The following is a 23,232-nucleotide window of genomic DNA, read 5'->3' on the forward strand; positions in this document are numbered from 1 at the left end:
GCTGTGGACCAGAAAGCCGTATAAGAATAATCAAATTTCAGGCTGTTGGCGGAGGAAAGGCTGATGTCCTCCACGTTAGCCGTCGCAGGTGCCGAAGCCCAGACGGGGGGGCGCGGTGCAATCTCGCTGAGCGGGATTACGCGCATTTTCGCCGGAACAATTCCGGCTGTCGATCATATCGATCTTGAGATCAAGGCCGGCGAATTCTTCACCCTTCTCGGCCCATCGGGCTGCGGTAAGACCACGCTCTTGCGCATGATCGCGGGTTTCGAGACGCCTGATGAGGGGCGGATTTTGATTTCCGGGCGGGAGATGCAGTCCGTGCCGGCGCATGAACGTCCGGTGAACACGGTGTTCCAATCCTACGCGCTGTTCCCGCATCTGGATGTTGAGCAGAATATCGGCTTTGGCCTGCGCATGCGCGGGGTGAAGTCGGCCGAGCGCAAGCAGCGTGTCGATGCGATCATGGAGATGATGCAGATCGGCGCCTTCGCCAAGCGCAAGGCCGCACAGCTTTCTGGCGGGCAGCGCCAGCGTGTGGCGTTGGCGCGCGCGCTGGTGAATGAACCGGAAGTGGTGCTGCTGGACGAGCCGCTTTCCGCTTTGGATGCGAAGCTGCGCGCGGAATTGCAGATCGAGCTGCTGCGCATGCAGAAACGCCTTGGCATGACCTTCATCTTTGTCACCCATGACCAGCACGAGGCGCTGGTGATGTCCGATCGGATGGCGGTGATGAGCAAGGGCAGGATCCAGCAGATCGGCCCGGTGCTGGATGTGTATGAGCGGCCGCGCAATGTCTTTGTCGCGGAATTTCTGGGGCTCTCCAATATCTGGCAGATCACCCCGCTCAGCGACCATGAGGCGGAAACGCCTTTGGGCCGGCTCACCATTTCCGAAATGCTGCCGGCGGCGCGCATGGCGATGATCCGGCCGGAGAAAATCTGGCTCTATAGCGAGGACGCCGCACCTTATGGCCGGCCCAATCAGTTTTTCGGCATCATCCGCGAAGCGATCTATATGGGGGCGGCGACGCAATATCGCGTCGAGGTTGGTGAGAACAAGTTCGTGCTGGCCTACGACACCAACAACCAGGCGGCTGAACGCAGCTGGCGGCCGGGGGAGAAGATCGTCGTTGAGCTGAAGCCCGAGAACATCATGTTGATCGAGCCATGAGCGGCGCTGTCACCGAAGTGGCGCTGGAGCAGGCGCGCCAGCGTAGGCGCCTGTGGATGACATCCGGCCCAGGATTATTCTGGATCGTTCTGTTTCTGTTGATCCCGAGCCTGGTGCTGCTGGGCATCGCCTTCATGAGCGCCGATGATTATGGCGCGCCGATTTTGCCGCTGTCGCTGCAGCCCTTCCAGCAGGTGGCGGGGTTTTCGCTGCTGGGCTGGGATGCGGGCAATATCTCCATTCTGCTGCGTTCGCTGCAGCAGGCGGGCATCGCCACGCTGGTCTCGGCGGTGTTGTCCTACCCGCTGGTGTTCTTCATCCTGTCACGTCCCGAACCGATCAGGCCGCTGCTGCTTTTGTTCATCGTGCTGCCGAGCTGGACCAATCAGGTGGTGCGCACCTATGCCTGGCTGGAACTGCTGGGGCCGAACGCGCCGCTGACCTGGGTGGCGCATCATCTGCATCTGGTGGCGCCGGATCTGGGCATCGCGCCGGGCAGTTTCGCGGTGACCACCGGGCTTGCCTATAATTACCTGCCCTACATGATCGTGCCGCTCTACGCCTCGGCGGAGAAGCTGGACTGGACGCTGGTGGAAGCCGGGCGGGATCTTTACGCCTCCGGTGCGCGGCTTTTCTTCCATACCGTATTTCCCCAGACTCTGCCCGGGCTTTTGTCGGGTATCATCTTCGTGGCCATCCCCGCTTTCGGCGATTACGTGGTGCCGCAGCTGCTGGGCGGCGACAAGGCGCTGATGATCGGCTCGCTGATCGCCAACCAGTTCACCGAAACGCCGGACTGGCCCTATGGTGCCGCGCTGACCTTGATCATGCTCGTCGTCACCGGGCTTGGGCTTGTCGCCTTCCGGGTACTCAGCCGCAGGCTGGGCGGGGCCGAGGAGGCGTCGATATGATGCCGCGCAATGTCCGCCGCGCATTGGCTGGCTTTTCCTGGCCGATCTATGTGCTGCTCTATACGCCTCTGGCGTTGGTGGCCTGGTATTCCTTCGCCCCGGCGCCGAACACGCACGGGCTTTCGGTCTATGCCTACGGGGTGATGCTGCACGATCATAACGTCTTCGCCGCCCTGCGCCGATCGCTGATATTGGCGATCGGCTCGGCGATCATCTCCACCGCGCTGGGCGTGTTGCTGGGTTATGGGCTCTCGCGCTTCCGCACGCCCGGCGCGAAGGGCGTGCTGGCGAATATGCCAAGCCTGATCATCTATACGCCGATCATCATGCCGAGCCTGGTGTTTGGTATTTCGGAGCTGATTTTCTTCAATTTCGTGCATCGCTTCACCGGGCTGCTGGGAGCCGGGCTGGGCACGATGATGATCGCGCATATCACCTTCCAGGTCCCCTACGTGACGCTGACCGTGTTCGCGCGCCTGGCCGGGCTGGACCAGAATCTGTTCGATGCCGCGCATGATCTCTATGCTGACGGGTTGAAGAGCTTCTGGCATCTGATCGTGCCGGTGGTGCAGCCGGCGATCATCGGCGGTTTTCTGCTTGGCATCACCTTGTCGATCGATGATTTCACCATCAGCTTCTTCACCGCCGGTCCCGGCAGCGTCACCTTGCCGATCTATATTTACGGCGCCATCGCCCGCAAGGGCGTGACACCGGAGATCAACGCCATCGGCACGCTGATGATCGGTGCCGTCATCTTTCTCGCCCTGCTTCATTTCGTCATCACCAGGCACCGCGCCCGCGGCGCCGAACTCGCAGCAAAAGGAACAATCTGATGAAACGCCTCTCCCTCCTCGCCGCCGGCGCGTTGGCGCTGGGGCTGGTTGCGCCGCAAATGGCGAAGGCCGACCAGCCGACTTTGAATCTGTTCATCTGGTCCGATTATATTTCGGAATCGATTATCGACGGGTTCGAGCTGCAATGTAACTGCAAAGTCGTCGAGACGGATTACGAGAGCAACGCCGAGATGGAGGCGAAGCTGCGCGCCGGCGGCGATTCGCAATATGACGTGGTGGTGCCGTCCTCTTACTACGTGCCGGAAATGGTCGATGAGGGCCTGCTGCAGCCGGTCGATCATGCGGCGCTGACCAATTTCAAGAACCTCGCCGCCCGCTTCCAGAACCCGACCTACGACCCGGGCGACAAATATTCCATCCCCTACCAGTGGGGGACCACCGGCATTGTCTATGACCCGTCCAAGATCAAGGATCCCGGCGATGGCTGGGGGATTCTCTTCGACCCGAAGGTGAACCCGAACTACCCGTTCGTGATCCCGAAAGGCGAGGGGCGTGATCAGATCGGTGCGGCTTGCGCCTATCTCGGCTATGGTTTCAACTGCTCAGATCCGAAGCAATGGATTGAGGCGGCGAAGCTGATCAAGGCGACCAAGGCGCGGCCGAATTTCGCCGGCTTTGTCGATGAAACCCCGGCGCGCGACCAGATGAAGCACGGGCTCATCGCCGTCTCCATGGCCTATAACGGCGACATCGCCGGCTGTAAGGCCGATGGCACCTGCCTGAAGCTGAAATTCTACCTGCCCAAGCAGGGTTCCGAGATCTGGGTGGATACGATGGCCATCCCCGCCCATGCCCCGCATCCTGATCTCGCCAACGAGTTCATCAATTACATACTGGATGCCAGTGTCGGCGCCTCGCTCTCCAACTTCAACCAATATGCCAGTCCGAATCAGGCCTCGCAGCCGCAGCTCTCCGGCATTATGAGTTCCGAGCTGATCACGCCCACCGCTGAACAGATGAAGAATTTGCAGTTCCTGGCCCCGCTCACCGGCGCCAAGTACAAGCTGTTCAACCAGATCTGGACCAGCGTTCTGCAATAACCCGCGCGCGCGGCGCCTGATTGGAGGTGCCGCGCCTTTTCATGAGGATAACATGAGTGAACAGATCAATCTGAAAGACTGGTTCGAGGAACACCGGATCACCGAAGTCGAGTGCCTGGTGCCCGACATTACCGGCATTCCCCGCGGCAAGATCATGCCGGCGGAGAAATTCATCAAAGGCGGCCCGCCGCGTTTGCCCGAGGCGATTTTCATTCAGTCCGTCACCGGTGAATATCCGGACGATCCGACCGACAAGCTGACCGACCCCGCGATCATCGACATCAAGCTGGTGCCCGACACCTCCACGGTGCGGCTGGTGCCCTGGGCGCATGAGCCGACCGCGCAGATCATCCATGATTGCCAATACGCGAACGGCACGCCGGTGCCGATCGCGCCTCGGCAAGTCCTGCAGCGTGTGCTCAAGCTTTACGAAGAGCGCGGCTGGCAGCCGGTGCTGGCGCCGGAGCTGGAATTCTATCTGGTCGGCCGCAATACCGATCCTGATTACCCGCTGGTGCCGCCGGTTGGCCGCTCCGGCCGGCAGGAGAGCGGGCGTCAGGCCTACTCGATCGACGCGGTGAACGAGTTCGATCCGCTGTTCGAGGAGATGTATGATTTCTGCGATCTGCAGGAGATGGATCTCGATACGCTGATCCATGAGGAGGGCGCGGCGCAGGTGGAGATCAACCTGCTGCATGGCGACCCGCTGCACCGCGCCGACCAGGTGTTCCTGTTCAAGCGCACGGTGCGCGAGGTGGCGCTGCGGCATAATATCTACGCCACCTTCATGGCCAAGCCGATGAGCAACGAGCCGGGCAGCGCGATGCATGTGCATCAGAGCATCGTCGACCCAAAGACTGGCAAGAACCTCTTCGCTGGCGCTGACGGCAAGGCCAGCAAATTGTTCAAGAGCTATCTCGCGGGCCTGCAGAAATACATTCCCGCGACCATGCCGATTTTCGCGCCGAATGTGAATTCCTATCGCCGGCTGACGCGTTTTTCCAACGCGCCGATCAATCTGCAATGGGGCTATGACAATCGCACTTGCGGGCTGCGTGTGCCCTTTGGCGATGCGGCGGCGATGCGCGTGGAAAATCGCGTGCCGGGCGCGGATGCAAATCCATATCTGGCTTTCGCGGCGACGCTGGCCTGCGGCTATCTTGGCATGGTGCAGGAGTTGCAGGGCACGCCCGAGCAGATCGGCTCCGCCTACGCGGGCGAATACACGCTGCCGCGCGAGCTTTCGCATGCGCTGGATCTGATGGATCGTTCCGCGGAGATCCGCGAGGTGCTGGGCGACCAGATAGTCGATGTGCTGGTGGCGGTGAAGCGGCTGGAATACGAGACCTATCTGCGGGTGATCTCGTCCTGGGAGCGCGAGCATCTGCTGCTGAACGTCTAAAAGTTTTTTGGTGCCGCTTTTTTACAAAAAAGCGGCGAAAAACCTTCGGGTTGCTGACGATGACGGTGCCACCACCCCGAACGTCTGTGGGGACTTTTTGAAAAAAGTCCCCACATCCCCAAAAACTTCTAAAACTTTGGGCCATCGGATGGATAACAATTATTACCATGCCACGCGGCGTGTGGATTTTGCCGCGCCGCCTCTGGATCAGGATATCGAGACGGATGTTGCCATCATCGGTGGCGGCATCTCGGGTGTTTCGGCGGCGCTGCATTTGGCCGAGCGCGGGTTTCGGCCGGTGCTGTTGGAAGCCAGACAGATCGGCTGGGGCGCGTCGGGGCGCAATGGCGGCCAGGTGCTGCCGGGCTTCGGCGCCGGACAACATAAAATCACCCAGCTCGTCGGCGCCCAGGATGCCCGCAGATTATGGGACATGTCGGTGGAGGCGGTGGATCTGCTTTATGCCCGCATCGCCCAGCATAATATCCCGTGCGATCCGCGCCACGGCTATCTGCACGCCGCCCTGAAACCCCGCCATGTGCGCGAGCTGCGCGAGGAGCAGGAGGTGCTGGCGAAGCTCGGGGCGCCGGTTGGGGCGTTGCTGGAAGGCGCGGCATTGCGCGCGCGTCTGGCCAGCCCGCGCTATATCGCGGCACTTGAGGATAAGCTCGCCGGGCATGTGCATCCGCTGAACTACACGCTGGGCCTCGCCAAGGCGGCGCAGGCGGCGGGGGCGCGGATATTTGCCGGCAGCCCGGTTGCGCGCATCGAGGAGGGCGACATTGTCACCTTGCATGTCGGCGCGCGCCGGGTGCGGGCGAAGCATCTGATCATCGCCGGCGGCGCCTATCTGGAGGGGCTGGAAAAGCGCCTGCGCGGCTATGTCATGCCGGTTGGCACCTATGTGATGGCGACCGAGCCGCGTGCCGATGTGCGCGCGTTGATTCCCAATGATGAGGCGGTGGCGGATCTGAATTTCGTGCTGGATTATTATCGCCGCTCAGCGGATGACCGCATGCTCTTCGGCGGCCGCGTCTCTTATTCCAAGCGGCCGCCGCGAAATCTGGGGGCGGCGATGCTGGCGCGGGCGGTGAAGGTGTTCCCGCAGCTGAAGGACGCCAAGGTGGAATTCGCCTGGGGCGGGTTTGTCGATATCACCCGCAACCGTGCCCCGCATTTCGGCCGGCTGGGGCGCAATATCCTGTTCCTGGAAGGCTTCTCCGGGCATGGGCTGGCACTTACCGGCCTGGCCGGCAAGCTGGCGGCGGAAGCGGTAGCGGGGCAGGCGGAGCGCTTTGACGTCTTCGCCCGTATCCCGCATGCGCGCTTCCCCGGTGGCGAGGCGCTGCGCACCCCGGCTCTGGTGCTGGCGACGAGCTGGTTCAGGTTGCGCGATTTGCTTTGAGTTTGCCACTTGAGGCCTTAAGTGCAGTATAATCCGGTTACGGTTCTGTTCTTGAAGGCTTGAAAGCATGTCGGTTCGCAAATTCCTTCTTCCTGTCAGCAGCATGGAATCCGCCGCGGCGGCGCTGCAGGCCGGGCTGCTGCTGGCCCGCATGTGGAATGCGCATCTGGAGGTGCTGCATATCCAGTCCGACACGCGGGAGATCGCGCCGTTCGCGGGCGAAGGGCTGTCCGGCGCGCTGATCGAGGACATGATGAGTGCCACCGAGCGCGAGGGCGGGGTGCGCGTGCGCGGCCTGCAGGCGCTGTTCGCGGAGGCGACGGAAGCGGCGGTGGTGCCCATCGCCGCGGCGCATCGCGGCACCAACGAGCCGAGTGCCAGCTTCACCACCCTCACCGGGCGTGAGGAGCAGCTGGTGGCGCACAAGGCGCGCCTGGCGGATCTTACCATCGTGCCGCACCCGCTCTCCGGCGAGGATGTCTCCGCCGCCGAGGCGCTGCATGCGGTGCTGTTCGATTCCGGCCGGCCGGTGCTGCTGGCGCCGGTGGCGCCGCCCGCCAGCATCGGCAAGCGCATCGCCATCGCCTGGAACGGCACCTCCTATGCGGCCTCGGCCCTCGCCTCCGCCATGCCCTTCGTGCGCCAGGCCGAAGCGGTGCGGATTCTGGTGTGCGAGGATTATACCCGCCCGGGCCCCAGCGCGCAGGAGGTGCGCGACTATATCTCGCATCACGGTGTCGAGGCTGACATCGCCATGTTCACGCCGGTGGAGCGCAATATCGGCGCCGGGCTGCTGGCGGCGGCGCGCTCCTTCAATGCGGATCTGCTGACCATGGGGGCCTATTCCACCTCCTCGCGCCTGCGCCAGCTGATCCTGGGCGGGATTACCCGGCATGTGCTGGAAAATGCCCATCTCTCGGTGCTGATGAATCGCTGAGGCCGGGTTTTTCCGGGCATTTCACGGCAAATCTGGCGCTGATCTGAAACAATCTCCCCGCTGTTTGAAACGACCGCGCATGGGGGGTGAAGAAATGTAACCCTCGCGGCTGTTACAATTGAGATCGCGCCCCCCTAGTGGCATTTAAGTCACACATCGCCGTTCAGCGGCCCCATTGTCCAGTCAGACGCAGGAGATAGACCATGATCAAACAACATCGGACGCGTGCCACGGCTTCCGCTTTTGCCCTGCTGGGCGCCACGGCCCTGGCCGCTGTCAGCGTGGTGCCGGCGAAGGCCGCCGACCCGTCCATGGACGCGACCCAGCTTGTGCAGAAAAACTTCACCCCGGTGCCGGATTTCTCGACCCTGGTGAAAGCGGTGATGCCGGCGGTGGTCTCCGTGGATGTGAAGCTGAAGCTGGACCAGACCGCCGATGACAGCAGCTCCGGCCGTCAGGCGCAGAACGGCCTGCCGCCGGGCTTTCCGCAGATCCCCGGTTTCCCGCCCGGCTTTCCTTTTGGTTTCAGTGGCCCGCAGCAGCAGCCGCAGGCGATTGAGGCCAAGGGCTCGGGCTTTATCATCGACGCCAACGGCACCATCGTCACCAATAACCATGTGGTGAAGGGGGCCAAGACCGTCACGGTGACGCTCTCCAACGGCGATACCTATCCGGCGAAGATCCTGGGCACCGATCCCAAGACCGATCTGGCGGTGCTGAAGATCGACGCGAAGAAGCCGCTGCCCTATGTCGAGCTGGGAGATTCCAAGGATGTCGAGCCCGGCCAGTGGGTGATCGCGATGGGCAATCCGTTCGGGCTGGGCAATACGGTGACGACGGGCGTGGTCTCCGCGTTGGGCCGCGATATCGGCGATGGCCCGTATGACCGCTTCATCCAGACTGATGCGCCGATCAATGAGGGCAATTCCGGCGGGCCGCTGTTCAACCAGAAGGGCCAGGTGATCGGCATCAACACCGCCATCCTGTCGCCCTCCGGCGGCTCGGTCGGCATTGGCTTCTCCATTCCGTCCGACATGATCAAGCGCGTGGTCACCCAGCTGGTGGCGCATGGCAAGGTGACGCGCGGCTTCCTGGGCGTTTCCGCGCAGATGATCTCGCCGCAGATGGCGCAGGCGCTGAAGCTGCCGATGAGCAACCCGAACAAGGATGGCGCGCTGATCGCCGCCGTGGCGCCGAACAGCCCGGCCGCCAAGGCGGGGCTGAAGGCGGGCGACGTGATCACCGCCGTGAACGGCCAGAGCGTGACCAATCCGGGCGATCTGGCCGAGGACATCGCCAATATCGATCCGAGCGGCAAGGCCGACATCACCTATCTGCATGGCGGCAAGTCGCAGGATGTCAGCGTCGCGGTGGAGGAGATGCCGAGCAACCCGGATGCCAGCTTCGAGCACGGCAATACCGGCAATGGCGGCAGCCAGCAGAATGCCTCGCCGGCGGCGCTGGGCGTGACCTTGGCGCCGCTGACGCCGGATCTGCGCAACCAGCTCAATTTGCCGGATGATGCCACCGGGGCGGTGATCGTGAATGTGAAGCCGAATTCGCCGGCGGATCAGGCCGGGCTGCAGCAGGGCGATCTGCTGGTCGGCGTCGGCGCCACGGATGTGAACAGCCCGGATGAGGCGGTGAACGCGATCAAGGCCGCGCGCAAGGGCGGGGCGGACGCGGTGGCGCTGCGCATCGTCCGCCAGGGCCAGGCTCTGTTTGTCGGCATCGCCCTCGGCGACGGCAAAAACGGAAACTAACTAAAGTTTTTGAGGGTCGTAGGGAACTTTTTCCAAAAAGTTCCCTACACGGGCCGGTGCCAAGGCACCGGCCTTTTTTGTTACCCCAGCAACCGCCCGATCACCCGCGCGGTATAATCAACCACCGGAATAATCTTCCCGTAATTGATCCGCGTCGGCCCGATGACGCCGATCGCGCCCACAATCCGGTCCTGCGCGTTGCGCGCCGGGGCGACGATCATCGAGACCCCGGCGGAGCCGAACAGCCCCGATTCGGCGCCGATGAAAATCCGCACCCCGTCCGATTCCTCGGCCAGATCCAGCAGCTTCAGCAGCGTTTCCTCGGTCTCCAGCCGCTCGAACAAAGCCTGGATGGCGGAGAGTTTTTCGAGCTGGTCGATATCCTCCAAGAGCCGCCCCTGGCCGCGCAGGATCAGCGAGCCGGAGCGCCCTTCCTGGCCCCAGGTGGCGAGCCCGGCTTCGATGACGGCGCTGGTCAGTTCGTCCAAGGCGCTGCGGTCGGCGGTGAGCTCGGCGCGCACCCGGCTGCGCAGCTCCGTGAGGGTAAGGCCGGCGAGCTGGGCGTTGAGGAAGTTGCTGGCCTGCTGCAGGGCCGAGGGCGGCAGGCCGGGCGGGGTTTCGATGATGCGGTTTTCCACTTGGCCATCGGCCGAGACCAGCACCACCAGAGCGCGCCCCGGCGAGAGCGGCACGAATTCGATATGTTTCACCGGCCCTTCGCCCTTGGGGGCGAGCACCAGCCCGGCGGCGGCGGAGAGGCCGGAGAGCAGGGTTGAGGCCTGGGCCAGCGTGTCCTGCATAGAGCGGCCGGAGCCGGCGAGGGAGAGGTTGATATTGGTCCGCTCCTCCTCCGAAAGCTCGCCGAATTGCAGCAGCCCGTCCACGAATAGCCGCAGACCGCGATCCGTCGGCAGCCGGCCGGCGGAGGTGTGGGGGGAGAAGAGCAGCCCGGCATCGGTGAGGTCCGCCATCACGTTGCGGATGGTGGCGGGGGAGAGCTTGTGCGGGAGCAGGCGCGAGAGGGTGCGGCTGCCCACCGGCTCGCCGGTTTCGACATATTGCTCGACGATTTCCCGCAGCACGGCGGCGGAGCGTATGTCGAGCCCGGGCGGCAGCCGGGGGGGAGGGGATTTCTGTCTATGGTCCATCGGGCTAGGCTCGGATAATAGCACGGCGCAGCAGAATGTAAGGAGTCAGATCATGCGGCCCTCCGGCAGAGAATTCAACGCCCTGCGCCAGGTCTCCATCGAGACCGGGTTTTCCCACCATGCCGAGGGCTCGGCGCTGATCCGCATGGGGCGAACCGAGGTGCTGTGCACCGCCAGCGTCGAGGGGCGGGTGCCGCCTTTCATGCGCGGCCAGGGCGAGGGCTGGGTGACCGCCGAATACGGCATGCTGCCGCGTGCCACCCATACGCGCGGTGAGCGCGAGGCGGCGCGGGGCAAGCAATCCGGCCGCACGCAGGAGATCCAGCGGCTGATCGGGCGCAGCCTGCGCGCCGTGATCGACCGCAAGGCGATGGGCGAGATCACCGTGACGCTGGATTGCGATGTGCTGAACGCCGATGGCGGTACGCGCTGTGCGGCGATCAGCGGCGCCTATGTGGCGATGGTGTTGGCCTTCCGGCAGTTGAAGGCGAAGAATGTGATCAAATCCATGCCGATGCTGGGGCAGGTGGCGGCGGTGTCCTGTGGCATCTATCAGGGCAACCCGGTGCTGGATCTGGATTATGCCGAGGATTCGGCGGCGGATGCGGATGCGAATTTCATCCTGACCGCGGCGGGCGGGATTGTGGAAATCCAGGCGACGGCGGAGAAATCCAGCTTTGACGAGGCGGCCTTCAACAAGCTGCTGGGCCTGGCCCGCCAGGGGACGGCAGAGTTGTTCAAGGCCCAGAAAGCGGCGTTGGGTTAAGTCATAAAAGTTTTTTGGTGCCGCTTTTTTCAAAAAAGCGGCGAAAGACGTCAGGGGTGGTGACGACGACGCTGCCACTACCCCGATTGTTCGTGGGGGTGTTTTTGTAAAAACACCCCCACCCCCCAAAAAACTTTTGCAAATTTGGGTAAGAAGGGCAGGGGCTATGAATATCGGGCTGATCGTGGCGGCGGGGCGGGGCTATCGCGTGGGCGGGCCGTTGCCGAAGCAATATCTGCCGCTCAAGGGTGCGCCGATCCTGCGTCACACCATCCAGGCCCTCACCCGCCATCCGGAGATCGACGCGGTGCAGGTGCTGATCCATCCGGACGACCAGGCGCTGTATGACGATGCCACCGACGGGCTGGAGAAGCTGCTCGCCGTGCGCTTCGGCGGCAAGGAGCGGCAGGACAGCGTGCGGCTGGGGCTGGAAGCCATCGCTGTGCTGAAGCCGGACAATGTGCTGATCCACGACGCGGTGCGCCCCTTCATCGCGCTGGACACCATCTCGGCGGTGCTGGAGGTGCTGGGGCGCGGGGCCTCGGCCATCGTCGGCGTGCCGCTGGCCGATACGCTCAAGCGCGTGCAGGATGGGGTGGTGGCCGGCACGGTGAGCCGCGCCGGGCTCTGGCGGGCGCAGACGCCGCAGGGTTTTCGCTTCCAGGATATCTACAAGGCCCATCGCCACGCGGTGCAGACCGCGCCGGAGACGGATTTCACCGATGATGCGATGATCGCCGAACATGCCGGGCTGCGGGTGGAAATGGTGCTCGGCAGCGAGGATAATTTCAAGATCACCACCGCCGCCGATCTGCTCCGGGCCGAGGCCATGCTGGCTGGTTGAGGGCGCGGCTCAGTCGTAAATCCCGCCTTCCCGGCTGGGTCCGGCCTTGTCGAGCTTGGTCTTCATCACCCGCACCAGCTTGGCGATGGAGGCCATTGTGACCTTCCCGTTATCGATCGGCGAGATGCCGTCCATGCTGAATTCATTCCTGAATTTGGCCGGGATGACCAGCGCCGTGGCATGGCCTTCAATCATGTTCATTGCCCGTTGATTAAGGATGCCGCTTCTCACGCCGCCGCCATCGCGCTGGAGATACTGGTCGTAATCGAGACTGCTGATTAGCTTATTCGTGATGGGCTTCTTTGACGTGCGCCTCAGCCAGTTCGTCAGCCCCTCCACCTTGCTCGTCGCCATGACCAGCCCAAATTTGACGGTGTTGTTGCTGAGCTGTTGCATGCCGCCACGCACGCCGCTGAGCGTGGTGCTCTTATGTTTGCTGCTGTCACCGACCCGCGTGGCCCAGACGAAGACCTGCCCGGAAATCGGCCTTTCGAAGAGAATTCCGGTGCAACTGGAGAGGCCGTCGATCAGCGTGGTCATGTTCTTGGCGTAGAGCGCCAAACCTTTCTTGCCGGTGAAATCGATCAGCATGGGGGAGTAGAGTTGCCTATTCTCGACCATGGGCGGGGAAACGGACGCGCAGGTGTTGATAATATAGTGGGCTTTATTCTGATCCATAAGATCGGCGACGTTGAAGGGTAATTGAGAAACCCGCATGATACGCTCCGGTGAGATTTTTTGTCGTTCGGCGTTCTTTTAGCGAAATTTATAGATAATCGAAATGATTTTGACAATGCGTGGCGCGGGGGTGTTCTGGCGCGGAGCGGGGTTTGCGCCTAAATTCGCGGCGTTTTGGTGGAGGAGCGATATATGGCACGGAAAATCGTCTATCTGGTTACGGTTCTCAGCACGTTGGCGCTGCCTGCTGCGGCGCAGACCGCGCCCACCACCCTGTCACTGAGCGCCGAAGGCAGCGTCAAGGTCGAGCCGGACGAGGCCGTGGCCCAGTTCAACGTGCAGGCGGATGCGCCGAACGCCGCCGCCGCGCAGGCCAAGGTGAACCAGGCGATGGCCAAGGCGCTGGCCGCGGCGAAGGCGTTGCCGAACGTGGTGGCCACCACCGGCGGGTATAACAGCTATAATAGCGCGCCGAACGGCCAAAGCCGGCCGCAATTCACCGCGACCCAGAGCCTGACCCTGACCCAACCGGATAAAGGCGGCGTGCCGGACAAGGGTTTTACCGATCTGCTGGGCAGGTTGCAGGCGGACGGGCTGTTGCTGAACGGGCTCAGCGGTGAACTCTCCGATGCGGGCCGGCAAAACGCGGAGCGCGACGCGGTGCGCAATGCGCTCGCCGCCTTGCGCGCCGAAGCGGCGGATATTGCCGATACGCTGCATAAAAAGGTGGGCGCGTTGAAGCAGTTGAGTGTGAATGGCGCGTCCGCGCCGCTGCCGCCCAGTCCAAAGGTGATGATGCTGGCCGCCGCCCCCGCCGCGCCGCAATCGGCGCCGGACAAGGTGACGATTACGGCGAGCGTCTCGGCGCAGATCGAGCTGAATAGCGCTGGCAACTGAATTTCAAAAGTTTTTGAGGGTGTGGGGACATTTTTCAAAAACTCCCCACCAAAAACTTTTCAGGCGGCCCAGCCGGCGGTCTGCGCCTCGCGCGTTGCCTCGTCCTCGATATGTTCGGCCAGCCGGTCGGTGACGGGCTGCGGGGCGGTTTTGCCCTTCAGCATCAGCACGCAGAAATCCGGCAGTTTCGGTAGACCGTCCTCACCCGGGCGCAAGGCGCGGGTGCCTTCCGGCAGCCGGTTGGGGATGCCGCAGGTCATCGCCAGCCCGGCCAGCACCGGCACCAGCGAGCCGATGGCGCTACCTGAGACATAGGCGATGCGATAGGGCAAATGGGCCTCATCCAGCCCGCGCAAGGCGGCGCGCCGCCAGCTGCAATCATGCTCGGCCAGCGCCAGCGGCAGCGGCTCCAGCTTGTGCGGGACGAAGCGGGTGGAGGTGATCCAGGCCAGCGGCCCGCGAATCAGCTCCCGTGCAGGCCAGTTGCGCGCCTCATGCCCCTCGGAAATCAGCGACAGATCCAGCTGCCCGGCCTTCAGCCGGCCCATCAGCTCGGTTGAGGGCAGGCAGACCACCTCCACCTCCACCGCCGGATGGGTCTGGGCGAAGCGGCGCAGCGCGCCGGGGAGGAATTGCAGGGCGTAATCATCCGGGGTGCCGAGCCGCACCTTGCCGCTGATCTCCGGCGCCTGGAAGGCGGACCAGATGGAATCGTTGAGCACCAGCAGCTCGCGCGCGCGGGAGAGCAGATATTGCCCGTGCGGTGTCAGCTCGATGCCTTCACCCCGGCCGCGCTTGAGCAGGGTCTTGCCCAGAATATCCTCCAGCTTGCGCATCTGCATGGAAATCGCCGCCTGGGTGCGGCCGACGCGGCTGCCGGCGCGGGTGAAGTTCTGCTCCTCCGCCACATAGATGAAGGCGCGCAAGAGATCGGGGTCGAGGCCGGCGGGGAGGGACATCAGAATAAGAATATATGATTTTTATGATAACAACAATTCGTTTTTCTTATTCATGCCGGGCGCTTAGATCTTTCACGCGGGAAACAAACACGGAGTTGAAGACCATGCTGAGCATTGCCGAAAGGGTAAAAGCGGCAACATCGCCGCGCCCGGCGAAGCGGCCGAACGGGCTGTGGGCGCGGATCATGCGGATGCGCCAGGTGGTGGTTGGCCGGCGGGCGATCATGCGGATGGATGCAAGGATGCTGGGCGATATCGGGCTCTCTCCGGCCGACGCGCTGGAGGAGGTCAACCGCAAACCCTGGGACGACACGCCGCGGCCGCGCTGAAAAAGCGCCCGGAATGCAGGCAAAAAAAAGAGCGGCCTGACGGAGGCCGCTCTTTTTCCTTTATGTGGCTGCGCCCTTACGCCGCCTGCTTCTTCAGCAGCTTCTGTTTGATCAGCACCTCGGCGATCTGCACCGCGTTCAGCGCCGCGCCCTTGCGCAGATTGTCGGAGACGCACCAGAAGGCCAGGCCGTTTTCCACCGTCGGGTCCTTGCGCAGGCGCGAGACGAAGGTCGCGTCCTCGCCCTGGCACTCGATCGGGGTGATATAGCCGCCCGGCTCGCGCTTATCCTCGACGACGATGCCCGGCGCCTTGGCCAGCGCCTCGCGGGCTTCCTTCACCGAGACCGGGTTTTCGAATTCGACGAACACCGCCTCGGAATGGCCGATGAACACCGGCACGCGCACGCAGGTGGCGATCACCGGCACGTTGGGGTCGAGGATTTTCTTGGTCTCGACCGCCATCTTCCACTCTTCCTTGGTGGCGCCGTCATCCATGAACACGTCGATCTGCGGGATGCAGTTGAAGGCGATGTCCTTCTGGAACACTTGCGGCTTGCCCTTCTCATTCACGAAGGAGACCTTGGTGTTGTTATAGAGCTCGTCCATGCCCTCTTTGCCGGCGCCGGAGACGGACTGGTAGGTGCTCACCACCACGCGCTTGATCTTGAAGCGGTCATGCAGGGGCTTGAGGGCGACCACCATCTGGATGGTCGAGCAGTTCGGGTTGGCGATGATGTTGCGCTTGGTGTGCAGGGCGATGTCCTGCGGGTTCACCTCGGGCACCACCAGCGGCACGTCCGGGTCCATGCGGAATTGGGAGGTGTTGTCGATCACCACGCAGCCGGCCGCACCCGCGCGCGGCGCGTGAATGGCGGAGACGGAGGCGCCGGGGGAGAACAAGGCGATGTCCCAGCCGGTGAAATCGAAGCTCTCCAGATTCTGCACCTTCAGCACCTTATCCTCGCCGAAGGAGACTTCCTGCCCGGCGGAACGGCCGGAGGCCAGGGCGGCCACCTCGGAGACGGGGAAGTCGCGCTGGGCAAGGGTTTTCAGGATCTCGCGCCCCACCGCACCGGTGGCACCGACGACCGCAACCCTGTAGGACATGACGCTTACTCCAAAAATAAAAGTTCGGACGCCGGGGTTACGGCGAAATCTGCTTGCGCGCAAGCGTTTCACGCGAGAGTGCGAGGGGGGATGCGCGAATAGCATGAGTGCGGCGCAAAGCGCCCCGTTATAGGCTGCTCATGAACGCCAAAAGGACTGACCTTTCGCCAATGCGCGAAGCGGCGCTGCTGCGCCATGCCCCGTTCCTCCGTTATTATCTCGCCCGTGGCCTGGGCAGTTTTGCCTACCAGATGGCGGCGGTGGCGGTGGGCTGGCAGATCTATGCACTGACCCATAGCGCCTTTTTGCTCGGCATGGTCGGGCTGGCGCAATTCATTCCCGCCGCCGGTTTGGTATTTTTCGCCGGCCATGTCTCGGACCGGTATTCGCGCAAGCATGTGGTCATGGTCTGCCAGATCTTCGAGGCGATGGCGTCGCTGCTGCTGGCACTCTCGGCCTTCGGTCATTGGGAGAGTGTCGGGGTTATTTTCGCCGCGGTAGTGGTGATCGCCGCCGCGCGCTCTTTCGAGAACCCGGCAATGAGCGCGTTGCTCAACGCTGTCCTGCCGGAGGGCGCTTTCCAGCGCGGCGCGGCGATGGCCACAGGGGTATTCCAGCTGGCGACGATCGTCGGGCCCGCCCTGGGCGGGTTCATCTACGCGATCTCGCCCGGCTGGCCCTATGCGGCGATGGCGCTGGGCTGGGCGGCATCGGCCACAGCCGTCGCGGGCATTCTGGTTGACCGTCCGCCGGTTGCGAAGGAGCCGCCATCCTTGCGCGCCTTGTTCGCCGGGGTGGGGTTCGTGCGCCGTCATCCGATGATCCTGGGGACGATTTCACTGGATTTGTTCGCGGTGCTGCTCGGTGGGGCGACCGCGCTGCTGCCGATTTACGCGCGTGACATTCTGCATACCGGCCCCTGGGGACTGGGGCTGCTGCGCGGCGCCCCGGCGGCGGGGGCGCTGCTGATGACGCTGTGGCTCGCCCGCCATCCGGTGGAGCGGCGCGTGGGCATGCGCATGTTCCAGGCGGTGATCGTCTTCGGGCTCGGCACCATCCTGTTTGGCCTGTCCCATTCGATTCCGCTCTCCGTGCTGGCGCTGGCGGTGATGGGGGCGGCGGATACGATCAGCATGGTCATCCGCGTCTCGCTGGTGCAGCTGCGCACGCCAGACGATATGCGTGGCCGGGTGGGGGCGGTGAATTTCCTGTTTGTCAGCGCCTCCAACCAGGTCGGCGAGTTTGAAAGCGGCATGACGGCGGCGCTGTTCGGCGCGGTGCCGGCGGTGGTTCTGGGCGGCATCGGCACCATCGCCGTGGCGCTGCTTTGGATCAAATTGTTTCCGGCGCTCAAAAATGTTGAAAAACTGGAATGACTCACTAAAACTTGAGTGGCGTTTTCGGCATTCGAGATGGCAGAACCATGCCAGGAGAGAGGGGTGAGATGGGCAGCGGCGCGGCGAATGGCATGTTCTGGGGCATAATCGGGCTGGTGCTGGGTATCGCGGCGAGCATCGATAACATTCTGCTGGCCGGCATGCAGGGCCTTGGCATCTATCAGCCGCAATGGCAGGTCTGTATTCTGATTTTCATCGTGGCGCTGGCCGTGATGATGGTGATGCGCGTGCTCGGGGCGCTGCTCGGCTGGCTGACCCTGATTTTCTCCGCGGTGCTGCTGGTGCATTTCGTGTTTCCGACGCTGGGCCACTGAACGCCCGGGCGGTGTGCGGCGCCTGGAGCGAGAGGGGGTGACACCCACGCGCTCTACTCATGTTTTGACGAGCAATTTCATGCGTTTAGGGTGACGCTGCGGTGTCACCCTAAACGCATATTTCGCTAGCTGTCTCAGGGCCCGCTATGCAGCGTGATCTCGCGCATCCGCCAGCTCAAAGCCAGCCCGCCCAGTGCCACAGCCAGGCACAGCCCGAAGCCCAGCCGGTAGCCACTGATTGGATCGGCAAAGCCGCCATCCAAGGCGGCGCCGGCCAAGGTGGCGCCGAACACCCCGCCAATCGCCCGCAACAGCAGCAGCATGCCGGTGGCGATGCCGATTTCCGGCAGATCGGTCAGCGCCTGCACCGCCAGGATGGTGGTGGGCTGCAGCATGCCCACCCCGAAGCCGATCAGTGCCGAGACCGGTACCGGGGCGAAGAGCGGGTTGAGCGTCATCACCAGAAATGCCGTGGCGGCGAGGCTCGTGCCGGTGACGAACATCGCCCGCAGCTTGCCCGTGCGCCGGGCGATCTGTCCGGCCGTATAGGCGCCTGCCACGCCGGTGAGCAGGAAAGGCACCAGCTCGATGCCGGCCTGGGCCGGCTTGTCATGAAAGAAACGCTGCAGCAGCAGAGGAAACATGAAGATGGAGCCGAACAGGGCGAAATTATTCAGCGCCGCCAGGGCGATGGTGCCGCGCAGCCGGATCAGCAGGCCGGAGGGCATCAGCGGGTGCGGGCTGCGCCGCTGCTGGGCGCGCAGGGTGAGGATGCCGAACAGGCCGGCCAGCACCAGCCCCGCTTCCGGCCAGGAGAGCCAGCGCAGATCCACCCCGCCCAGGCTGATCGCCAGCAGCAGCAGCGCGCTGGCGCCGATCAGCAGCGCCGCGCCACTGAGATCGAACCGGCCGCGGCGGCCATTGATCGGCAGATCCTTCAGCCCGCGTATGCACAGCGCCAGGGCGCACAGCCCCAGCGGCAGATTGACCCAGAAAATATAGCGCCAGGAGAGATTCTGCGCGAGCCAGCCGCCCACCACCGGCCCCGCCCCGGAAGCCAGCGCCCACATCGAGGCGAAATAGGCCTGGTAGCGCCCACGCTCGCGCGGCGGCACCGCATCCGCCACCGCCGCCTGGGACACGGTGATCAGCGCCCCGCCCGCCAGCCCCTGCAGGGCCCGGCCCAGCAGCAATGCCGGCACAGACCAGGCGAGCGCGCAGAATATGCTGGTGAGCACGAAGGCGAGCAGGGCAGGGCCCAGCACCTTGGCACGGCCGAACTGGTCCGAGAGCTTGCCGTAAAGCGGGGTGGTGGCGGTGGAGGCGAGCAGATAGGCCGAGACCACCCAGGAGAGATGCGTCTGGCCGTGCAGGCTTTGCGCCATTTGCGGAATGGCGGGCAGCACCACGGTCTGGTCCAAGGCGGCCAGGAGCATGCACAGCATCACCCCCTGGACGACGCGCAGGCGCTCGGCGTGGCTATAGCGGCGCGGCTCTGCCTGCCCGTCCATGGCTGATCATCCTTATCGGCAATTGTGCTGACCCTTTTGGCCATGGCATGGATTTTGGCAAGATTGCCCGCGCCGGGCCCAGCCATAGGAAACAAGTATGCCTCTTTCCGCCGCCACCTCCCCCCGCCGCCTGCTGCACACCCGCGAGGTGACGCTGCAAGGCTATCTGCGCGAGGACGGGCTGATCGAGGTCGAGGCGCGGATGACCGATGTGAAGAGCTACAGCATGGCCAATATCGACCGCGCAGGCATCCCCGCCGGGGTGCCGCTGCACGATATGTGGATTCGCATGACCCTGACCGTCGAGGAGATGGAAATCGTCGCCTGCGAGGCGGCGATGGATTCGACACCCTATAATATATGCCCGCAAACCGCGCCGAATATGGCGCGGCTGGTGGGTTTGAAAATCGGCAAGGGGTTTTTGCGCGCCGCCGCGCAGCGCGTGGGCGGGGTTGAGGGCTGCACACATCTGCGCGAATTGCTGCAGCCGGTCGCCACCACCGCCTACCAGACCCGCTATTCCGTGCTCAATCACGGGCCCGACGGAGGGGAGGGCAAGGACAAGCCGGGCCTCGCGCCGGCGCTGCTGAATACCTGCCACTCTTACAATGAAACCGGGCCGGTGGTGGCGAGGTTGCGCGCGGAGGCGGAACTCTCTGCGCCAAACTGACACAAACCAAGGGCTTGATGCGCCGTTTGCGGGGGCGGGGCACTTATGGCCTTGCTGCGGCGGAAACCCTATGTTACTGCCCCGCCAAGCCTTGTAAGAGGCATTATATTTCAGAGCACGGCAACAAGGCAGGATAAACTTTGGTCGATATCACGGATAATCGTGTCACTGGCCTGGCCGGGCGTTACGCCGCGGCGCTTTACGCGCTGGCGCATGAGCAAGGCGCGCTGGACCAGACCATCGAGCAGATCGCGGCGCTGGGCCGCCTGATCAAGGAGAGCCAGCCTCTCGCCGCGCTGATCGCCAACCCGCTGACCGATGCCGGCAAGGCTGGTAAGGCGCTGGATGAGGCGCTGGCGGCGCAGGGTGTGTCCATGCTGGTGCGGCATTTTGTCGGCGTCGTCGCCGCGAATCGCCGCCTGCGCGACCTGCCGCTACTGATCGAGGGCTTTGGCGCCTATGCCGCCGCCAAGCGTGGCGAGGCGGTCGCAGTGGTCACCTCCGCCCACGCCTTGTCCGATACCCAGCGCGCCCAGCTCACCGCCCGCCTGGCCGAAGCCGGCCATGGCACCGTGCGGCTGATTGAAAAGCTCGATGCCGGGCTGCTCGGCGGTCTGCGTCTGCAGATCGGCGACAAGCTCTACGACACCACCCTCAAATCGCGCCTTAACCGGCTGAATTATTCTCTCAAGGGAGCTGCCTGATATGGAGATCCGTCCCGCCGAAATCTCCGAGATTCTGAAGCGTCAGATCGCGGATTTCGACACCGAAGCCAATGTGGCCGAGACCGGCCAGGTCCTCTCCGTGGGGGATGGCATCGCGCGCGTGTTCGGTCTCGCCAATGTGCAGGCCGGGGAGCTGGTGGATTTCCCCGGCTCCGGCCTCAAGGGCATGGCGCTGAACCTGGAAGCCGACAATGTCGGCGTGGTGATCTTCGGCGACGACAAGACCATCCGTGAGGGCGACACCGTCACCCGCACCGGCCAGATCGTCGATGTGCCGGTGGGCAAGGGGCTGCTCGGCCGCGTCGTTGACGCGCTGGGCAACCCGATCGACGGCAAGGGGCCGGTGATGTACGCCGAGCGCCGCCTGGTCGAGACCAAGGCGCCGGGTATCATTCCCCGCAAATCCGTGCATGAGCCGATGCAGACCGGCATCAAGGCGATCGACGTGCTGGTGCCCGTCGGCCGCGGCCAGCGCGAACTGATCATCGGCGACCGCCAGACCGGCAAGACCGCGCTGATCGTCGACACCATCATCAACCAGAAGGCGGTCAACGCCACCGGCGATGAGAGCAAGAAGCTGTACTGCATCTATGTCGCGGTCGGCCAGAAGCGCTCCACCGTGGCCCAGCTGGTGCGCACGCTGGAAGAATACGGCGTGATGGAATACTCCATCGTCGTCGCCGCCACCGCCTCCGATCCGGCGCCGATGCAGTATCTGGCCCCGTATACCGGCTGCGCCATGGGCGAATATTTCCGCGATAACGGCATGCACGCGCTGATCGGCTATGACGATCTGTCCAAGCAGGCGGTCGCCTATCGCCAGATGTCCCTGCTGCTGCGCCGCCCGCCGGGCCGCGAAGCCTATCCTGGCGACGTGTTCTACCTGCATTCGCGCCTGCTGGAGCGCGCGGCGAAGATGTCCGACGAGTACGGCGCGGGCTCGCTGACCGCGCTGCCGGTCATCGAAACCCAGGCCGGCGACGTTGGCGCCTACATCCCGACCAATGTGATCTCGATCACCGACGGGCAGATCTTCCTGGAGACCGAGCTGTTCTTCAAGGGCATCCGCCCCGCCATTAACGTTGGCCTCTCGGTCTCGCGCGTCGGCTCCGCCGCGCAGATCAAGGCGATGAAGCAGGTGGCCGGCAAGATCAAGCTGGATCTGGCGCAGTACCGCGAAATGGCGGCCTTCGCGCAGTTCTCCTCCGATCTCGACCCCGCCACCCAGAAGCTGCTGGCCCGTGGCGCGCGCCTGACCGAGCTGCTGAAGCAGCCGCAGTTCAAGCCGCTCTCGGTTGCCGAGCAGGTGATCTCCGTCTTCGCTGGCACCCGTGGCTATCTGGACGGTGTGGCGGTGGACAAGATCGGCCAGTTCGAAATGCAGCTGCTCTCCGACATCAAGGTGAACGCGCCCGAGATCGTGAACGCGATCGAGGCCGACCAGCAGATCAAGCCCGAGACGGAAAAGGCGCTGATCGCGTTCATCGAGACCCTGCTGCGCACCTTCGGATAAGCCCATGCCCTCGCTGAAAACCCTGCGCAACCGGATCAACAGCGTCAAATCGACGCAGAAGATCACGAGCGCCATGAAGATGGTGGCGGCGGCCAAGCTCCGCCGCGCGCAGGCCCAGGCCGAGGCCTCGCGCCCCTATGCCGTGCGCATGGCGGAGATGCTGGCGGCCCTGGCCGCCTCCGAGGCGGGCAACCCGAACGCCTCCAAGCTGCTGGTGGGCAATGGCAAGAGCCAGACCCACCTGCTGCTGGCGGTGACGGCGGATCGCGGTCTGGCGGGGGGCTTCAACGCCAATATCGCCAAGCAGGTGCGCCAGAAGGCCGCCCAGCTGACCGCCGAAGGCAAAACGGTGAAGATCTTCGCGCTCGGCCGCAAGGGCAATGACAGTTTGCGCCGCGACATGGGGGCCAGCATCACCGGCACCAAGAACTTTGTCGGCAAGAAGGTCGTGACTTTCGCGGATGCGGAGGAGGTGGCGCAGGAGGTCATTCGCGGCTTCAAGGCCGGCGAGTACGACACCGTGACGCTGATCTTCAACCGCTTCCATAATGTGATGACGCAGAAGCCGGTCGAGCAGCCGCTGATCCCCGCCGCGGCCCCCAGCGCGAATGATAACGCGATGGAGCATAATTACGAGGTGGAGCCGGATGACGGCACCTTGCTGGACCGTCTGCTGCCGCGCAATCTGGCGGTGCAGATCTACGCGGCCCTGCTGGAAAACGCCGCCGGCTTCTATGCCGCGCAGATGACCGCGATGGACAGCGCCACCCGCAATGCCGGCCAGATGATCAAGAAGCTGACGCTGAGCTATAACCGGGCCCGTCAGGCGAACATCACCAGAGAGCTGATTGAAATCATTTCCGGCGCGGAAGCCGTTTGAGGACATAG

The 23,232-nt window shown here is 63.8% G+C and carries 23 protein-coding genes; 18 read left to right on the top strand and 5 right to left on the bottom strand.

Going from position 1 to position 23,232, the window contains the following annotated elements:
• Positions 1-63: 63 nt before the first annotated feature.
• The 8 genes from ACZ46S_RS00380 (at position 64) to ACZ46S_RS00415 (ending at position 9,485) form a co-directional block, all read left to right on the top strand.
• Positions 64-1,173, top strand: a complete 1,110-nt coding sequence (locus tag ACZ46S_RS00380) for an ABC transporter ATP-binding protein (RefSeq protein WP_464062906.1) — start codon at positions 64-66, stop codon at positions 1,171-1,173.
• Positions 1,170-2,084: an ABC transporter permease gene (locus tag ACZ46S_RS00385; protein WP_295739589.1), complete on the top strand. Its 915-nt coding sequence runs from the start codon at positions 1,170-1,172 to the stop codon at positions 2,082-2,084. Before ACZ46S_RS00380 ends, ACZ46S_RS00385 begins: the two co-directional genes overlap by 4 nt.
• Positions 2,081-2,917, top strand: a complete 837-nt coding sequence (locus ACZ46S_RS00390) for an ABC transporter permease (protein ID WP_464062907.1) — start codon at positions 2,081-2,083, stop codon at positions 2,915-2,917. The genes ACZ46S_RS00385 and ACZ46S_RS00390 overlap by 4 nt, the downstream gene beginning before the upstream one ends.
• Positions 2,917-3,978, top strand: coding sequence for a polyamine ABC transporter substrate-binding protein (locus ACZ46S_RS00395; RefSeq protein ID WP_295739586.1), 1,062 nt, complete (start codon positions 2,917-2,919; stop codon positions 3,976-3,978). The genes ACZ46S_RS00390 and ACZ46S_RS00395 overlap by 1 nt, the downstream gene beginning before the upstream one ends.
• 52 nt (positions 3,979-4,030) lie before the next feature.
• A complete protein-coding gene (locus tag ACZ46S_RS00400) occupies positions 4,031-5,380 on the top strand; it encodes a glutamine synthetase family protein (RefSeq protein ID WP_295739585.1) in 1,350 nt (449 codons plus the stop codon).
• A gap of 148 nt (positions 5,381-5,528) precedes the next feature.
• Complete coding sequence (locus ACZ46S_RS00405; RefSeq protein ID WP_464062908.1) at positions 5,529-6,785, top strand: NAD(P)/FAD-dependent oxidoreductase; 1,257 nt, start codon at positions 5,529-5,531, stop codon at positions 6,783-6,785.
• 67 nt (positions 6,786-6,852) lie between these two features.
• Entirely contained in the window at positions 6,853-7,722 is an 870-nt protein-coding gene (locus ACZ46S_RS00410; protein ID WP_295739581.1) for a universal stress protein, read from the top strand.
• 203 nt (positions 7,723-7,925) lie between these two features.
• Positions 7,926-9,485, top strand: coding sequence for a Do family serine endopeptidase (locus ACZ46S_RS00415; RefSeq protein ID WP_464062909.1), 1,560 nt, complete (start codon positions 7,926-7,928; stop codon positions 9,483-9,485).
• 80 nt (positions 9,486-9,565) lie between these two features.
• Here the strand turns inward: ACZ46S_RS00415 and hrcA are convergent, their stop codons facing one another.
• Positions 9,566-10,633, bottom strand: coding sequence for a heat-inducible transcriptional repressor HrcA (gene hrcA, locus ACZ46S_RS00420; RefSeq protein ID WP_295739577.1), 1,068 nt, complete (start codon positions 10,631-10,633; stop codon positions 9,566-9,568).
• A gap of 52 nt (positions 10,634-10,685) precedes the next feature.
• Between hrcA and rph the strand changes: the two genes are divergently transcribed.
• Together rph and ispD are read left to right on the top strand one after the other, a co-directional pair.
• Positions 10,686-11,399: a ribonuclease PH gene (gene rph / locus ACZ46S_RS00425; RefSeq protein ID WP_295739574.1), complete on the top strand. Its 714-nt coding sequence runs from the start codon at positions 10,686-10,688 to the stop codon at positions 11,397-11,399.
• 166 nt (positions 11,400-11,565) lie between these two features.
• The gene (gene ispD / locus ACZ46S_RS00430) at positions 11,566-12,243 is read left to right on the top strand and encodes a 2-C-methyl-D-erythritol 4-phosphate cytidylyltransferase (protein ID WP_464062910.1); all 678 of its coding nucleotides are present in this window, start codon (positions 11,566-11,568) and stop codon (positions 12,241-12,243) included.
• Positions 12,244-12,252: 9 nt separating this feature from the next.
• On the opposite strand, the gene ACZ46S_RS00435 is transcribed toward ispD, so the two are convergent.
• Positions 12,253-12,960, bottom strand: coding sequence for a hypothetical protein (locus ACZ46S_RS00435; protein ID WP_464062911.1), 708 nt, complete (start codon positions 12,958-12,960; stop codon positions 12,253-12,255).
• A gap of 153 nt (positions 12,961-13,113) precedes the next feature.
• Here ACZ46S_RS00435 and ACZ46S_RS00440 point away from each other — a divergent pair, with 153 nt between their 5' ends.
• Entirely contained in the window at positions 13,114-13,818 is a 705-nt protein-coding gene (locus ACZ46S_RS00440) for an SIMPL domain-containing protein (protein ID WP_464062912.1), read from the top strand.
• 59 nt (positions 13,819-13,877) lie between these two features.
• Here ACZ46S_RS00440 and ACZ46S_RS00445 read toward each other — a convergent pair whose 3' ends face one another.
• A complete protein-coding gene (locus tag ACZ46S_RS00445) occupies positions 13,878-14,777 on the bottom strand; it encodes a LysR substrate-binding domain-containing protein (RefSeq protein ID WP_464062913.1) in 900 nt (299 codons plus the stop codon).
• 104 nt (positions 14,778-14,881) lie between these two features.
• Here ACZ46S_RS00445 and ACZ46S_RS00450 point away from each other — a divergent pair, with 104 nt between their 5' ends.
• Entirely contained in the window at positions 14,882-15,106 is a 225-nt protein-coding gene (locus ACZ46S_RS00450) for a DUF1127 domain-containing protein (RefSeq protein ID WP_464062914.1), read from the top strand.
• A gap of 76 nt (positions 15,107-15,182) precedes the next feature.
• Here the strand turns inward: ACZ46S_RS00450 and ACZ46S_RS00455 are convergent, their stop codons facing one another.
• Positions 15,183-16,214, bottom strand: a complete 1,032-nt coding sequence (locus ACZ46S_RS00455) for an aspartate-semialdehyde dehydrogenase (RefSeq protein ID WP_464062915.1) — start codon at positions 16,212-16,214, stop codon at positions 15,183-15,185.
• A 170-nt stretch (positions 16,215-16,384) separates the two neighbouring features.
• Here ACZ46S_RS00455 and ACZ46S_RS00460 point away from each other — a divergent pair, with 170 nt between their 5' ends.
• Both ACZ46S_RS00460 and ACZ46S_RS00465 read left to right on the top strand, forming a co-directional pair.
• Positions 16,385-17,590 (top strand): MFS transporter, encoded by a 1,206-nt coding sequence (locus ACZ46S_RS00460; RefSeq protein ID WP_464062916.1) that lies wholly within the window; start codon positions 16,385-16,387, stop codon positions 17,588-17,590.
• A gap of 47 nt (positions 17,591-17,637) precedes the next feature.
• The gene (locus tag ACZ46S_RS00465; protein ID WP_464062917.1) at positions 17,638-17,925 is read left to right on the top strand and encodes a hypothetical protein; all 288 of its coding nucleotides are present in this window, start codon (positions 17,638-17,640) and stop codon (positions 17,923-17,925) included.
• Positions 17,926-18,059: 134 nt separating this feature from the next.
• On the opposite strand, the gene ACZ46S_RS00470 is transcribed toward ACZ46S_RS00465, so the two are convergent.
• The gene (locus ACZ46S_RS00470) at positions 18,060-19,436 is read right to left on the bottom strand and encodes an MDR family MFS transporter (protein WP_464062918.1); all 1,377 of its coding nucleotides are present in this window, start codon (positions 19,434-19,436) and stop codon (positions 18,060-18,062) included.
• A 97-nt stretch (positions 19,437-19,533) separates the two neighbouring features.
• On the opposite strand from ACZ46S_RS00470, the gene ACZ46S_RS00475 reads away from it, so the two are divergent.
• The 4 genes from ACZ46S_RS00475 (at position 19,534) to ACZ46S_RS00490 (ending at position 23,224) form a co-directional block, all read left to right on the top strand.
• Positions 19,534-20,106 carry a DUF2889 domain-containing protein gene (locus ACZ46S_RS00475; RefSeq protein WP_295739554.1) on the top strand — a complete coding sequence of 191 codons (573 nt, stop codon included), beginning with the start codon at positions 19,534-19,536 and terminating at the stop codon, positions 20,104-20,106.
• Positions 20,107-20,246: 140 nt separating this feature from the next.
• The gene (gene atpH, locus ACZ46S_RS00480) at positions 20,247-20,810 is read left to right on the top strand and encodes an ATP synthase F1 subunit delta (RefSeq protein ID WP_464062919.1); all 564 of its coding nucleotides are present in this window, start codon (positions 20,247-20,249) and stop codon (positions 20,808-20,810) included.
• Between the two features lies 1 nt (position 20,811).
• Positions 20,812-22,344: a F0F1 ATP synthase subunit alpha gene (gene atpA / locus ACZ46S_RS00485; RefSeq protein ID WP_295739550.1), complete on the top strand. Its 1,533-nt coding sequence runs from the start codon at positions 20,812-20,814 to the stop codon at positions 22,342-22,344.
• Between the two features lie 4 nt (positions 22,345-22,348).
• On the top strand, positions 22,349-23,224 hold the full coding sequence (locus ACZ46S_RS00490) for a F0F1 ATP synthase subunit gamma (protein WP_295739548.1): 876 nt from the start codon (positions 22,349-22,351) through the stop codon (positions 23,222-23,224).
• The last annotated feature ends 8 nt before the right edge of the window (positions 23,225-23,232 follow it).

Source organism: Acidocella aluminiidurans (assembly GCF_055383125.1).

Bases quoted from the DNA above. Each gene is read 5' to 3' on its own strand.
- atpA (WP_295739550.1), top strand. From the start codon at position 20,812: ATGGAGATCCGTCCCGCCGAAATCTCCGAGATTCTGAAGCGTCAGATC.
- ACZ46S_RS00465 (WP_464062917.1), top strand. From the start codon at position 17,638: ATGCCAGGAGAGAGGGGTGAGATGGGCAGCGGCGCGGCGAATGGCATG.
- ACZ46S_RS00475 (WP_295739554.1), top strand. From the start codon at position 19,534: ATGCCTCTTTCCGCCGCCACCTCCCCCCGCCGCCTGCTGCACACCCGC.
- ACZ46S_RS00450 (WP_464062914.1), top strand. From the start codon at position 14,882: ATGCTGAGCATTGCCGAAAGGGTAAAAGCGGCAACATCGCCGCGCCCG.
- ACZ46S_RS00400 (WP_295739585.1), top strand. From the start codon at position 4,031: ATGAGTGAACAGATCAATCTGAAAGACTGGTTCGAGGAACACCGGATC.
- rph (WP_295739574.1), top strand. From the start codon at position 10,686: ATGCGGCCCTCCGGCAGAGAATTCAACGCCCTGCGCCAGGTCTCCATC.
- ACZ46S_RS00445 (WP_464062913.1), bottom strand. From the start codon at position 14,777: ATGTCCCTCCCCGCCGGCCTCGACCCCGATCTCTTGCGCGCCTTCATC.
- ACZ46S_RS00490 (WP_295739548.1), top strand. From the start codon at position 22,349: ATGCCCTCGCTGAAAACCCTGCGCAACCGGATCAACAGCGTCAAATCG.
- ACZ46S_RS00395 (WP_295739586.1), top strand. From the start codon at position 2,917: ATGAAACGCCTCTCCCTCCTCGCCGCCGGCGCGTTGGCGCTGGGGCTG.
- ispD (WP_464062910.1), top strand. From the start codon at position 11,566: ATGAATATCGGGCTGATCGTGGCGGCGGGGCGGGGCTATCGCGTGGGC.
- ACZ46S_RS00455 (WP_464062915.1), bottom strand. From the start codon at position 16,214: ATGTCCTACAGGGTTGCGGTCGTCGGTGCCACCGGTGCGGTGGGGCGC.
- ACZ46S_RS00415 (WP_464062909.1), top strand. From the start codon at position 7,926: ATGATCAAACAACATCGGACGCGTGCCACGGCTTCCGCTTTTGCCCTG.
- ACZ46S_RS00440 (WP_464062912.1), top strand. From the start codon at position 13,114: ATGGCACGGAAAATCGTCTATCTGGTTACGGTTCTCAGCACGTTGGCG.
- hrcA (WP_295739577.1), bottom strand. From the start codon at position 10,633: ATGGACCATAGACAGAAATCCCCTCCCCCCCGGCTGCCGCCCGGGCTC.
- ACZ46S_RS00390 (WP_464062907.1), top strand. From the start codon at position 2,081: ATGATGCCGCGCAATGTCCGCCGCGCATTGGCTGGCTTTTCCTGGCCG.
- ACZ46S_RS00410 (WP_295739581.1), top strand. From the start codon at position 6,853: ATGTCGGTTCGCAAATTCCTTCTTCCTGTCAGCAGCATGGAATCCGCC.
- ACZ46S_RS00470 (WP_464062918.1), bottom strand. From the start codon at position 19,436: ATGGACGGGCAGGCAGAGCCGCGCCGCTATAGCCACGCCGAGCGCCTG.
- ACZ46S_RS00405 (WP_464062908.1), top strand. From the start codon at position 5,529: ATGGATAACAATTATTACCATGCCACGCGGCGTGTGGATTTTGCCGCG.
- ACZ46S_RS00380 (WP_464062906.1), top strand. From the start codon at position 64: ATGTCCTCCACGTTAGCCGTCGCAGGTGCCGAAGCCCAGACGGGGGGG.
- ACZ46S_RS00385 (WP_295739589.1), top strand. From the start codon at position 1,170: ATGAGCGGCGCTGTCACCGAAGTGGCGCTGGAGCAGGCGCGCCAGCGT.
- ACZ46S_RS00435 (WP_464062911.1), bottom strand. From the start codon at position 12,960: ATGCGGGTTTCTCAATTACCCTTCAACGTCGCCGATCTTATGGATCAG.
- ACZ46S_RS00460 (WP_464062916.1), top strand. From the start codon at position 16,385: ATGCGCGAAGCGGCGCTGCTGCGCCATGCCCCGTTCCTCCGTTATTAT.